Below are 13,035 nucleotides of genomic sequence, written 5' to 3' on the forward strand. Positions count from 1 at the left end.
ATGGGAGAGAGATGCGTCGACAGGCGATAGCGATGGCGAGCGCCCTGCTTTTGGCAGGGGTGGCCGGTGCGGCAATGGCTCAGCCAGCGAATTCGGGCACCGCCGACGTCCACACCGCGCTCTGGCCGTCGGCGAAAAGCCCGGCCGCGATCACCGATCCTGCGACCGAGGCGCGTATCGATGCGCTGATCGCGAAAATGACGATCGAGCAGAAGGTCGGACAGCTCGTCCAGGGCGACATCAGCACAATCACGCCCAAGGATCTGGAAACCTATCCGCTGGGGTCCATCCTTGCCGGCGGCAACAGCGGTCCCAACGGCAATGAGCGCTCGACCGCCGAAGACTGGGCAAGGCTTGTCGGCGAATTCCGCGCCGTGTCGCTGCGCCCGCAGCCGAACGGTGTCGCGATCCCGATCATCTTCGGGGTCGATGCCGTTCACGGGCATAACAATATCCCCGGCGCGACGCTGTTTCCGCACAATATCGGCCTTGGCGCCGCGCACGATCCCGAATTGCTCCACCGCATCGGTCAGGTGACCGCGGCCGAGATTTCGGGCAGCGGCATCGAATGGACCTTCGCGCCGACGCTGGCGGTGCCGCAGGATCTGCGCTGGGGCCGCAGTTACGAGGGCTATTCGTCGGACCCGAAGCTGGTCGCGGACTATGCCAAGGCGATGGTGCTGGGCTTGCAGGGGCCGCTCGTCGCCGGCCGTCCGGTCGACGCATCGCATGTCGCAGCGACCGCGAAGCATTTCCTCGCCGATGGCGGTACCTTCGAGGGCAAGGACCAGGGCGATGCGAAGATCGGCGAAGAGGAACTCGTCGCCAGACATGCACAGGGCTATCCCGCCGCGATTGACGCCGGAACCCTGACCGTCATGGCCAGCTTCTCGAGCTGGAACGGGGTCAAGCACCACGGCAACAAGGGGCTGCTCACCGACGCGCTCAAGAACAAGATGGGGTTCGAAGGCTTCGTCGTCGGCGACTGGAACGGCCATGGCCAGGTTGCGGGATGCAGCGTCACCGATTGTCCGCAGTCGATCAACGCCGGGCTCGACATGTTCATGGCGCCCGACAGCTGGAAGGGCCTCTACGAGACGACGGTGAAGCAGGCGAAGGACGGCACCATCCCCGCCGCGCGGCTCGACGATGCGGTGCGCCGCATCCTGCGCGTCAAATACAAGCTCGGCCTGTTCGATGTCGAGCATGTCGACCGGGGCAATTTCGCCGCCGTCGGCGCGCCCGAACATCTGGCGATTGCGCGCGAGGCGGTCGCGAAATCGCTCGTCCTCCTCAAGAACAACGGCAGCGTGTTGCCGATCAAGGCCGGCGCGCGGGTGCTGGTCACAGGCCCCGGTGCGAACGACATGGCGCTCCAGTCGGGGGGCTGGACGATCAGCTGGCAGGGCACCGACGTCACCCACGCCGATTTCCCGAACGGGCAGACGATCTGGGAGGCGATGGACAAGGCGGTCCGCGATGCCGGCGGCATCGCGACGCTTTCGGATGATGGCGTCTACAAGGAAAAGCCCGACGTCGCGGTCGTCGTCTTCGGCGAGCATCCCTATGCCGAATTCCAGGGCGACGTTCCGACGCTCGACTATCAGCCCGCCGAGGCGACCGACCTTGCGACGCTGAAAAAGCTGAAGGCGGCGGGGATTCCCGTTGTCGCCCTGTTCCTCTCGGGTCGCCCGCTGTTTACAAACCCCGAAATCAACGCTGCCGACGCGTTCGTCGCGGCGTGGCTGCCGGGCTCGCAGGGCGACGGCGTCGCCGATGTGCTCGTTGCGGGCAAGGACGGCAAGACGCCGCGTGGTTTCACAGGCAAGCTGCCCTTCGCCTGGCCCGCCGACGCGCGCTCGCCCGTCGAAAAGCCGCAGTTCGATGTCGGGTACGGCCTGACCTATGCCGACCGGAAGACCGTGCCGCAGCTGTCGGAAAAACCCGGGGTCGACATTGCGGGAATGCTCAATGTCGAGAATTTCTTTTCGGGCGGCCGCGCGCGGACGCCGTGGACGCTGTCGATCGCCGACGCCGGAGGATCGCGGCAGGTGGAGTCGGGGCCGCTCGACAGCAGCTACGGGCTGCTCAAGGCGAAATCGGTCGACGTCGCGGCGCAGGAAGATGGCAAGAGTTTCGTCTGGACGGGTGCAGCCTCGTTCCGCCTGTCGGGTCCGAGCGCCGACATGACGCGCCAGCTCAACAACAGTTTCGCGCTGCGTATCGACTGGCGCATCGACGCCGCCGGCCCCGCGCGCCTGTCGCTGGGTGACAGGGCGTTCGACATTTCAGCGCTCGTCGCGGGAGCCCCGGCGGGCAAGGTCTCGACGATCAGGATCCCGCTGCGCTGTTTCGCCGATACCGGCGCCGACCTGAAGAAAGTCAGTGACGCCGTGACGCTGAGCGGCGACAAGGGCCTCGCGCTGACGCTCATGTCGGCGCGGGTCGAGGCGGTCGGCGAAAATCTGGCCTGTCCGCCAGCGGCGTAACGATCGAACCGCGCAAAGAGACTGGCGTGATACAATTCCGGGGAGAGACAATGTGGCCGTATCGCCAGATCTGACGAGTGCCGATAATATCGTGGCCGGACGTGCCGGGGAGCATGTCGATGCCCCCGAACTGCGCCTGTTCGTAATGGGTCTCTTTTTCATCTTCGGGGGCATCACATCGCTGAACGACGTGATCATTCCGAAGCTCAAGGAATTGTTTACGCTGAACTATACCCAGGCGATGCTGGTGCAGTTCTGCTTCTTCACCGCCTATCTGCTGATCGGCATCCCGGGCGCGAAGCTCGTAAAGCGGATCGGCTATATGCGCGGCGCGGTGGCGGGACTGCTGACGATGATGGTCGGCTGCCTGCTTTTCATTCCCGCCTCGCAGACGGCGACATATGGTCTTTTCCTCTTCGCGCTCTTTGTACTCGCCAGCGGTGTGGTCATCGTGCAGGTCGTTGCGAACCCGCTTATCTCGCTCCTCGGCAAGCCGGAAACTGCGCATAGCCGACTGACCTTTGCGCAGGCGTTCAATTCGCTGGGCACGACGATCTTTCCGCTTGTCGGCGCCGGGTTGATCCTCGGCTCGCTCAAGGATGTGAAGGCGGCCGACCTGTCGGGTGCTGCGCTGGACGCCTATCGCGTTGCCGAGAGTCAGGCGATCGTCCACGGCTATCTCGGTATCGCGGCGGCGCTCGCTATCGTCGCCGCCGCGGTGTGGATGTTCCGCAACCGGCTGAAGGGCGAAAATCACGAGGCAAGCGGCGGGCTCGCGGGCTTCGACCTGCTCAAGCGACCGCGCTTCAGCTTCGGCGCGCTCTGCATTTTTCTCTATGTCGGGGCAGAAGTGTCGATCGGTTCGCTGATGATCAATTATCTCGCACTCGAACGCGTGCTCGGCCAGCCCGAAGCGGTCGTCGGATGGATGGTCGCGCTTTACTGGGGCGGGGCGATGGTCGGGCGCTTTATCGGCTCGGGCATCATGTATCTGGGCGTCAGCCCGGGCAAGCTGCTTGCCGGCGTTGCGGGGGGGGCGATTACGCTGATCCTGATTTCGGCCAACAGCAGCGGTGGCGTCGCCGCCTGGTCGCTGCTTGCAATCGGATTGATGAATGCGATCATGTTCCCGACGATCTTCAGCTTGGCGTCGGAGAAGCTTGGCAGCCGGGCAGCTGACGGATCGGGAATCATCAATATTGCGATCTTCGGCGGCGCAGTCGTGCCCCTCGCGACAGGCGCCATTGCGGATGTGACGGGCAGCCTCGCGGTCGCGCTGGCGCTGCCCGCGATCTGCTATGCGGTGATCGCCTGCTTCGGATATTACGCGCGACGCCCGGCGACCTGATCGAGCCAAAGGGGGACCCGCCCGTCATCGAGGCGGGCGGGTTTCGGGGCTGTTTCCGCGCAGTCGGCCTGCAACGGCCCGCAGACGATGACGACCGTCTGCCACTATATGTTTTCGCGCGTTCCCGGACGAAGACATATAGTGGCGAGCAGGCGGCCGCCCCCTTTGTCATCCTCGCCAATACTGATCAAATAACGGGATCGGCCGGTTGCGTTACGGCGCGACCTCTCTATTCCTCGCGACATGGGGGACGCGCTGCATAGGGGCGGAAAATTCCGGATCGACCTTGTCGGTCCGTTCGGCTTCTTCGCGCCCGACGGCGAGCGTATCGACATCCGGAGCCGGAAGGCCGTGGCGCTGCTGGCGCTGCTGGCATTCGCGCCCAACGGATTGCGCACCCGCGGCTGGCTGCAGGCGATGCTCTGGGGAACCCGTGGACAGGCGCAGGCGCAATCGAGTCTGCGCCGCGAACTGTCGACGCTTTGCACCATCCTCGAGGGATATGGTGCGGACGATCTGCTCGTTCGCGAAAGCCAGCGTATCCAGCTGCGGCTCGACCGGATCGTGGTCGACATCGATCAACTCGTCGTCGCCCCGAAACCCGACGCAATGAAGGACAAGGGCGATCTGCTCGAAGGCATCGACCTTCCCGATTGCGACGAATTCGAGGAATGGCTGCTCCGCCAGCGCGGCCGGATCGCCGAGCTTCAGCGGATATCGATCCCGGAGCCCGATGCCGCGCTTGCGCCGGTCGAGGAAGTCCTCGGCGGACCGCTGCCGCCGACGGCTTCGCTGATCGCGGGCAAACCACCCGCATTGCCGCCAAAGCCGTCGGTCGCTGTCCTGCCGTTCCAGACCGTTGCGGCGCCCGAGGTCCCCGGCTGGCTGGGCGAAAGCATCGCCGAGGATATCGGATTGACGCTCGCCCAATTGCCCCAGCTGTTCGTGGTTGCCAGTTCGGCAGCGGCCGCGCTCACCGAGCGCCGGATGACCCCCTCCGAAATCGCCCGCACCCTGGGGGTGCGCTATCTTTTGGGCGGGTCGGTCCGGCCGTCGGCGAGCGGCATCCGGACGGCGGTGCAGCTTCTCGACGGGTCGAGCGGCCAGCAACTCTGGGTGCAGAGCTTCGAGACGGTCCGCGAGGCGATCGCTTCGCTCGCCGAAAGCGTCACCGTCGCGGTTGCGCCGCAGATATGGACCCGGATCGACGTTGCCGAACGGCATCGCGGCCTTGCATCGCCGGTTGCGCGGATGGACAGCTATGATCTCTATTGGCGCGCGAACGCTTTGTACCGCAACTGGCAGCGCGAAAGCGGGCTGGAGGCGATCCAGCTCACCGACGAACTGGTGGCGATCAATCCCACCTGTCCCTTGTCCGCTTCGCTTGCCGCCTTTTGCAACGGCATCGCCTATGCCTTCAGCTGGACGATCGACCGCGAAGCGACCCGTCGCGCCGCCATCCACCATTTCCAGAACACGCTGCGGCTCGGCGGCGATAATGTCGAAGCTCTGGGCTATGCGGCGGGGACGCTCGTCAGCATAGGCGGTGACATGGCGCAGGCCGACCGGCTCGTCACGCACGCCCTGTCGCTTCTTCCGCCCTATCAGCCGACGCTTTTCTGGGGCGGGTGGGTCGATATCGCCAATGGCAATCCAGTGCGGGCGCGCGAACGCTTCGAGCTGTCGCTGCGCATCAACCCTGCTGCCGGGGTTCGCAACTATGCGCTGACCGGCATTGGCGTCAGCCTGCTCCTGGCGGGCGATGCCGCCACGGCCTTTCCGTTGCTTCGTCATGCCGCAGCCGAGCTCCAGACCTATCCGACCACCCAGGCGGCGCTTGCGATCGCCGCCGCACAGGTCGGCGACCGCGATGCTGCCCGGGCCGCGTCGTACCAGCTCGCCAGCCTCGGCGGAGCGGAGGTCGTGCTGCGGACCTTTCAGGATCCCGGACAGCGCGCGCTGCTTGCGGCTGCACTCGACGCGGCGGCGATGCTCTAGGCCCGAAGCTGTCCAGCCAGCACAGCAAGATCACCCTCGCGATGTGCCGATACGTCGAGCGGTCCTACCGCCTTTTCGAACAGCTGGACAAAGTCGCCGAGGGTCCGGCCGGTCAGCCGCGACGTCGACACATGTGCGACCAGAAGCACGCAGCCGCCGTCGTTGAGCGCGCCGACCATCTCGCCGAGCAGGGTGCCGAGTGCCTCGTCGTCGGTCCGGTCGGCAAGCCCGGGCAGCATGACGAGATCGAAACGCTCACCGTTCGACCGGCAGCGCGCGAGAAAGGGCGAGGGCGGGCTCGTCTCGATCACGATTGCCTCGCCGAAGCGGCGACGCAGTGCTGCAGTTGTCGACGCGTCGGGATCGACGAGGGTCATAAGGCTGAGGTCCCGCCCGAGCAGTTCCTGTTCGTCGGGAAACCCGACGCAACCGACGACGCACGTCCGCCGTTGCTCGCCCAGCGCGCGGCGGAGGAGGCGGGCGATCAGGCGATGCCGTTCGCGGCGGGCGGGGTCATGCCCCGGCGTCCTGTCGTCGATCATAGGATGGCTCGTCCGTCCCGCCCGTCAGGTCGCAATCAGGAAGTCGGCATGCAGGCGTCGAAAGACTCGCCCGCGGCTGTTTTCGTCCGGACACAGGCAAGGAAGGCCTCGGCCGCGCTTTGGTCGCGTGCCAGCGCCATCATCTTGGCGAGCTCGCTCGCCGACATCGACACGACTTCGTCGTTCCGGCCGGTGCGGAGGCTGATGATCTTGCTGAAGCCCGAGAAGAAGCCATCGACAAGCCGCATCGGTGTGCGCGCGATCTCGAGCAGCTCGCTCGGACGATTGGCGTCGTAGGACACGAGCACGCCGTCCTTGAAGCCCAGCTTGTATTGGGTCCTGGTGAAAACCCCTGCTTCCTGTTTGACGAAGCCGATCGGACCGGCCTGCGGTAGCGGCAGATAGCGCACCTCGCGCAGGCGATAGTCGCCCGGCCCGCACTCCACGAACGTGCATTGCTCGATCCGGATCGGGACTTCGACCGGCATCCGCGTCGCGATGCCCGGTGCGGCCCGCGCGGTCGCATTCAGCCCGGTGTAGCGCGTCTGCACGGCCGCGGCGGGCCGCAGCCGGATCTTCATGCACTGGAGGTCGCGTTCGAGCTGATCGACATCGGCGGGATCGGCGAAGTCGACGATGCTGATCACCTCGCTGGGCGCCCCGAGGCAGGGATCGGGAGGGATGGAACCGTCGAGGGCGGTCTTTCCGACCCCGGCACCCGAAATCGCGCCCGCGATCGTTGCAAGCTCGACCAATATATCGCCGGTACGGTCGGTCGCGACGACGTCGGTGCTGGTCAGCAGCCCGCCCGGCGTGACGATCAGCTTGTGCTCGTCGTCGCGCTGGATGCTGTGCAGCGCCCGAAGCCGGAAGCCGAAGGCGGGATCGGCGCTGAGCGGCGGCAGTTCGACGGTAACGGTCACGATGTCGGTTTCGGGATCACCGTCGAGACCCTTGATGCGCAAGGCCGCGAGCGCGTCGGTCTTGCCCTTGAGCGCCGTCTGCGCATTGGCCGCCGCGGTCTTCGCTTCGGCCACCAATGGCGTCAGCTCCTTCAGCCGTGCGTCATAGATGGCGACTGCCCCGGCATCGCCGGCCTGTGCAAGCCGTTGCGCCTCGATCGCCGCCTGCTCCTTCTCCAGCGAGGCCTGGCGGGCTTTCGCGGTGTCGAGGGCAGTCTGCGCTTTCGTCACGTCCGTAACCGCTTCGCTGAGCTTCTTCGTCGTTCGTTTGGCGACGATCTTTGCGAGCTGGCGCGGGAGGAAGTAGATCATCCCGTCGTCGTCCGGGTTCAGTTCGAAAGTGGCCCGGTTCAGGGGCGCGGCGGGTGGCGGGGATGTCGGCGCGGCGCTGATGCCATTGTCGCAGACCGGCTGCGGCCCCTCGGGGCAATCGCCTCCATCCAGAATCGGCGTCACACCCGAACCGCTTGACGTCGCGCCCGCCGCAGCCGGTTGCAGCGTGGAAGCGATCGGCCGCGATTCGACCGTCTGGCATGCCGCCAGGGCCAGGCTGGAGCCCGCCAGCAGGAGTATCCGTCCGTTCATTTCAGATCTCCCCCTTCTTCGGCAGATCGAACAGCGGCCCCGGGTCGGCGGATGTGAAGCGGGCCGCGTTGCCGCTGGCTTCGGCGATCCATTCGAGCATCTGCGAGAGGCGGGTATAGACGCCATAATGATCGGGCGCGGCGCAGCCGCCGCCCCAGCTGACCAGCCCCACCAGCTGGACCCGGCCCAGCGACCCGACGACGACGGGCCCCCCGCTGTCCCCGCCGCAGCTGTCCTTGCCGCCTTCTTTCAGGCCGGCGCAAAACATGTTGTTCGTCAGGCGATAGTCGTTGCCGACCGCGCACGGGCCGGGATCGACGACGGGAACCGCGACGCCGCGCAAATGATCCGACAATTGCTGATGTTCGGTCAGGCCCCAGCCGCTGACCCAGACGCTGCCCGTTGCCGAACTGACGGGCTTGCGGCGAATGGGCACGATCTGTCCCTGCGTGACCGGTCGCGCCAGACGAATGATTGCGGCATCGGAATTGAGCCGGTTGTCCGTCGATTTCCATCCGGGATGCACGGTTATCGCCGCCGCGGCAATGAGTTCGCCATCGCCGGGAGCGCGGTAGTTTACGGCGCCGACCAGCAGGCTGATCGACCCGACATCGATCGGCTCGTACGGCAATTGCAGCCGGCCACCGCCCCCGTTCCGGTCGACGCAGTGCGCCGCGGTCAGCACATGGACCGGCGAGATGAGGACGCCGCCGCACCCCAGTTGTGCGCGGCTGCGGTCCTGGTCGGGCTTGCCCTCGATCATCGCAACCTGCCAGTTGAATACATCGGCGGGAACCTTCTCGCCCCCGACGATCTGGATATCGGCGGCAAGGCCCGGCGCCGGTATTGCGGCGAGCCCGGCAAGCAGCGGTGCCAGATATTTTCGCATGATTTTCTCTCCCCCAGGATCGGCTACGGGAGGAGTGTAGGGCGCCCGGCGCGCGCGTTCCGTTCGCTGACCGTTCGCGAAACGTGAAAAATGAGGGCAGGCGCCGTTCGCCATCAGAAAGGCGTTGCACGGGTCGCCCCGCCATGGCCTCTTTCGCCGCGGGACGGGAGGGAAATATGCCGGGCTATGCGATCAGCTATCTTCCGAAGTGGTGCAACTATCATCTGACCAGCGAGGGGCGGCATCTGCCCGATGGCACGGTCTACGAAATTGCCGAGCTCTTCTGCGCTGACGCCGCCGGTATGGCAGGTCCCGCGATGTTTGCAGCGAGCGGCGACACCCTTCGCGCATTGCTTCGGGAAATGACCGACAGGATCGACCGACCCGCGCCGCCGATGCGGCGCAAACCCTATCCGCGCTCGTGCGGTATCGCCGGGCGCGGCTGGAGCTTCGCCGACCTTATCGCAGCTGACGATCTGCTCGTCGACCTTGCCGGTCTTGCCGGTGTGGCGCCGCTCGACCCGGCCGACCAGCATCCGGACAGCGGGATCGCCCCGGGCCGGGTTGTTCTTGCACTCGGTGGCACGCGCCTGCGCGAAATCGTGAACTGGGGCTCTCCGCGCGGCCTTTCGATCGAAACGAGCGGAACCCATCTCGGCCCCTCCGTTGCGGGCGCTGCGGCCACTGCCAGTCACGGCTCGCGCCTTGGTCACGGCGGCATCCAGAATCTTGTCTGCGGGATGCATTTCGTGACGGGTCCCGACCGGTCGGTCTGGGTGCAGTCCGCAACCAACCCGGTCCTGCGCGATGATGTCGCCCGGCAATTCGCCAATGACGTCATCAGCGACGACGCGGTTTTCGACGATGCGCTGGTCCACCTCGGCGCCATGGGTATCGTCAACGGCGTCGCGCTTCGCCTCGCCCCCGACGAAAGCTTCTCCCACCGTTTCCGTTTTGCGCGGATCGATGCGGACTGGCTGGGGAAGCTGGCCGCCGGAGCGTTCGGCGAGCTGGCGTCGAGGCTCGGGCTACCCGGAAATCCGGCCTTTTATGAACTGACGATCGACCCTTTCGCCTGGAACGGGTCCGAGGCCATCCATAATTTCTACCTTCCGGTGGAGACGTCGCCGCTTACTCCTGCGGACCCGGTCAAGGCCCCGCTCGCGACGGACTTCCTTCCCGCGGCGATCGAACAGCTTTCGCAGAAGGAGCGCGCGGGCAGCCTTCCTTCTGTGTTCGAAATGTACAGGGGAGAGGTCGACGAGCTTCTGGCAAGCGGGACGCTGGCGGCGCCGCGGCGCTGGAGCGAACTTCACGGCGACGTGATCACGGGCGGTTTTCCGGGGGCACTCTGGAATGCATCTTTCGCCATCCCCCGCGAGGCTCTGCCGGCGGTCATTCCCCTGATCTGCAAGGCCGTGGAAGGGTGTCTGCCGACGTTTCTCTATACAATCCGCTTCGTGTCCGGGGCGAAGGGCTCGCTCGCTTTCACGCATTTCGGCGACACTGCGGTGATCGAGATCGACGGGATATCGGCCAAGGCGCCGAACGGCCTGGGACAGTTCGGCGGCGAGATCGTCAAGGCGGCGCGCCGGTTGCGCGACACGCTCGATGCAGCGGTCATCGACGGCAAGCCGGTGCGTTACGCCATGCATTGGGCAAAACTGGGCGATCTCGACGCAGCGCGGGTCGCCGACAATTTCGGAGATCCGCAGGATCATGGCAGCCGCATCGCCGGCTGGCGCCGCACGCGCGAGAGGCTGGTGCCCGAGGCGCGGATCCGCAATCTTTTCACAAGTCCCGCGCTCGTCGGTTACGGGCTGCTCGACCAGCCGCCGGCGGCCTGAAGACGGAGTAACAGCGATGCGAAACCGCCTTGTCCGAACCGTGATCCTCCCGGCCGGAGCGTTGCTGCTTTCGGGTTGTGCCTCGTCCGGAGCGCTTACGCTGGAGTGCGCGCCCTTCAGGACGCACTTCGCGCAGCCGGTCAGCGACAACAGCATCGTCGAGGCGATCCGCAGCGACAGCGCCGTTCCGTCCGCCGCAATATTCGCGCCCGCCGAGCTGGACCGGATCATCGATACATCGGCCATGGGCCGTTCGATCGAGACGCAGGCCCGGCGCGTTCTGACCGCGAAAGCGACCGCGGGCGTGATGGGAGCGGACGCCCGAACGGACGGGCGCCCCGTCTATCTGCTGCTGTCTGGCGGGGGGCAGTGGGGCGCCTATGGCGCCGGTTTCCTTGAGGCGCTCGCAAACGGAAACCCCTCGCAATTGCCCGAGCCGCGGGTCGTGACGGGTGTCAGCACCGGAGGACTCCAGGCGCTCTTCGTCGGCGCGCATGCGGCGGAGCCCGAAAAGAAATGGCTGACCGAGCTCAGGAGGCAATATTCGCCGGCGAGCGAAGCCGATGTCGTCAAGCGCGGTTCGTGGTTGGGGGCGGTTTTCAAGGGGTCGGTCGCGCGCTTGGGTCCGCTCAGGACGCGGATCGAAGCCGCGCTTTGCCCGAAGGCCGCAGGCCGGCCGACGGCCGACCCGCTGACGCTTGCCGACTGTCCGCTCATCGAAGCGCTGGCGAGCGACCGGGCGCCGGAGGTGATGCTGGGCTTCGTCGAAGCCGGGAGCGGGCAGCTGCTCTTCGTTTCGGCGAATGAAATAGCGCGCGGCACCTACCCGGTCGCGGGCCCTGACGGTGTTCGCAGCGTGACGATGCCGGTGCGCGAACGCCAGCAATGCCTTACCGGGGCCGCGATGGCATCCGCCGCGGTGCCGGTCCAGTATCAGCAGCTCCGCATTTCCAGCATCGAGCCGGTCGTCGGGCCGCGCCCGCGCGGCGTTACCGACCGGAGCAGCGCGAAAACCTATATGGATGGCGGGGTACGTCAGTCGGTCTTTTTTGCGCTTCCTCAAGCGCTGTTCGAGCGGGCCATGGCCCGCGCGGGTGCCGACGCCGGCGCCGATTATTCGGGTATAGCCTATGTCGTTCGCAATGGCCCGACGGAAGCCCGCGCGGATGTCGCGCCGGACGCCAAGGCGGATGCGTTTACGGCGGCGATGCGCGGCTATGCATTGATGGTCAACCAGTCCGAGGTGTCGTCGATCGCCGCGCTGCGGCTGATATGGCCCACGACGCCGCTATACGTCACCACCGCCGACGGATATGGAACGACTTTCGTCGACCCGGCGCCCGAGCCCGGCTTCGCCGCCGAATGGAAGAATTGCCGTTCGGACATGAATCTGTCGGGAGGTGCGCCGCGAAGCGGGGCCATGTTCAATCCCGATTTCATGGCGTGCCTTCGGGCCTTTGGCCGCTTTAAGGCGAGCCGGCCGTTTCCGGCCCCGCAGCCGCCGGACAGTCGGCAGCCCGATCGCTGGATCGAGCTTCCGACTATCGCCGTAGGAGGTCGCGAAGCCGGAATTGACCGGATCGGGACAATGATCAGGGCGCGACGAAGGTCAGCGTCGATACATGGATAACCTTGGCGACTTGCTTGCCGCCCAGCGTCCGGGCGCCCTCGACGGTGTGGCTGGCCGACACCAGATAGCGTCCCGGTGCGGATACGGGAACGTCGATCCGGCCATTTGCATCGGCGGTGAAACTCTTTTGCCAGCGATCGGCATTGATCACCGTCACCTTGGCGCCCGCCAGCGGTTTGCCGAGCCAGGAGACGATCACGCTGTCGGCATCCGGCGCCGTCGGCGCGATCTCCAGGTCAAGTCCGGTGCGGGTCTCGCCGCGTCCGGCCCGGGCGTAATAAACGACACCCTCCAACTTGCCGCCTTCACCTTCCCAGGGCGCGAAGACGTTGTCGTCGGCGAGGCGTACGTCGCCGGGTCCGGCGACTGCCGCCTCGATATGATCGGCCCGGCGCGCGAGCATCGCAGGCTTCGTGCGGTCGGTCTGGAACACCAACGGGGTCTTGAGGTTCGGGAACTCGGGATCGCCCGCCTCGGGAACAATATCGGCGGGCTCGCCAAGATAGATGCGGGCCGGACCGTCGCCGTCGCGCTCGATCCACACTTCATGTGCGGCCGCGGGGGCGGCGACAAAGCTGAAGGCCAGCAAGGCGGCAAGGGTCTTTTTCATCGGATTCTCCCCGTCTTCAATTCCGGCTGGCCGACCTCGCTGATGCGATCGGCCGGCTTCGGCGACCGGTGTGTGGCCGTTGATGGTCATTATTGCAAACGATTATTATTAGCTTGTCATGGCGTCGCGATGGCG

At 66.0% G+C, this 13,035-nt stretch carries 9 protein-coding genes; 5 read left to right on the forward strand and 4 right to left on the reverse strand.

Features of this window, described 5'->3' with window-relative positions; all coding sequences use genetic code 11:
* Nucleotides 1-74 precede the first annotated feature (74 nt).
* The 3 genes from L7H23_RS15435 (at nt 75) to L7H23_RS15445 (ending at nt 5,835) form a co-directional block, all read left to right on the forward strand.
* Nucleotides 75-2,489, forward strand: a complete 2,415-nt coding sequence (locus L7H23_RS15435; RefSeq protein ID WP_237836754.1) for a glycoside hydrolase family 3 protein — start codon at nt 75-77, stop codon at nt 2,487-2,489.
* 52 nt (nt 2,490-2,541) lie between these two features.
* Nucleotides 2,542-3,837 carry a sugar MFS transporter gene (locus L7H23_RS15440; protein WP_237836755.1) on the forward strand — a complete coding sequence of 432 codons (1,296 nt, stop codon included), beginning with the start codon at nt 2,542-2,544 and terminating at the stop codon, nt 3,835-3,837.
* Nucleotides 3,838-4,080: 243 nt separating this feature from the next.
* Complete coding sequence (locus L7H23_RS15445) at nt 4,081-5,835, forward strand: hypothetical protein (protein ID WP_237836756.1); 1,755 nt, start codon at nt 4,081-4,083, stop codon at nt 5,833-5,835.
* On the opposite strand, the gene L7H23_RS15450 is transcribed toward L7H23_RS15445, so the two are convergent.
* Genes L7H23_RS15450 through L7H23_RS15460 form a run of 3 tightly spaced genes read right to left on the reverse strand, consistent with a single transcriptional unit; the run spans nt 5,832 to nt 8,813 of the window.
* On the reverse strand, nt 5,832-6,377 hold the full coding sequence (locus tag L7H23_RS15450; protein ID WP_237836757.1) for a hypothetical protein: 546 nt from the start codon (nt 6,375-6,377) through the stop codon (nt 5,832-5,834). The two genes, L7H23_RS15445 and L7H23_RS15450, sit on opposite strands and share 4 nt — an antisense overlap.
* A 35-nt stretch (nt 6,378-6,412) precedes the next feature.
* The gene (locus tag L7H23_RS15455) at nt 6,413-7,924 is read right to left on the reverse strand and encodes a hypothetical protein (RefSeq protein WP_237836758.1); all 1,512 of its coding nucleotides are present in this window, start codon (nt 7,922-7,924) and stop codon (nt 6,413-6,415) included.
* Nucleotide 7,925: 1 nt separating this feature from the next.
* Nucleotides 7,926-8,813 (reverse strand): serine protease, encoded by an 888-nt coding sequence (locus L7H23_RS15460; RefSeq protein ID WP_237836759.1) that lies wholly within the window; start codon nt 8,811-8,813, stop codon nt 7,926-7,928.
* 176 nt (nt 8,814-8,989) lie between these two features.
* Between L7H23_RS15460 and L7H23_RS15465 the strand changes: the two genes are divergently transcribed.
* Both L7H23_RS15465 and L7H23_RS15470 read left to right on the forward strand, forming a co-directional pair.
* Nucleotides 8,990-10,660: a hypothetical protein gene (locus L7H23_RS15465; protein ID WP_237836760.1), complete on the forward strand. Its 1,671-nt coding sequence runs from the start codon at nt 8,990-8,992 to the stop codon at nt 10,658-10,660.
* 16 nt (nt 10,661-10,676) lie between these two features.
* A complete protein-coding gene (locus tag L7H23_RS15470) occupies nt 10,677-12,290 on the forward strand; it encodes a patatin-like phospholipase family protein (RefSeq protein WP_237836761.1) in 1,614 nt (537 codons plus the stop codon).
* Here L7H23_RS15470 and L7H23_RS15475 read toward each other — a convergent pair.
* Nucleotides 12,253-12,900, reverse strand: a complete 648-nt coding sequence (locus tag L7H23_RS15475) for a DUF4198 domain-containing protein (RefSeq protein ID WP_237836762.1) — start codon at nt 12,898-12,900, stop codon at nt 12,253-12,255. The genes L7H23_RS15470 and L7H23_RS15475 overlap by 38 nt on opposite strands.
* Nucleotides 12,901-13,035: the final 135 nt, after the last annotated feature.

Origin of the sequence: Sphingopyxis sp. BSN-002, assembly GCF_022024275.1 — a bacterium.
GTDB lineage: Bacteria > Pseudomonadota > Alphaproteobacteria > Sphingomonadales > Sphingomonadaceae > Sphingopyxis.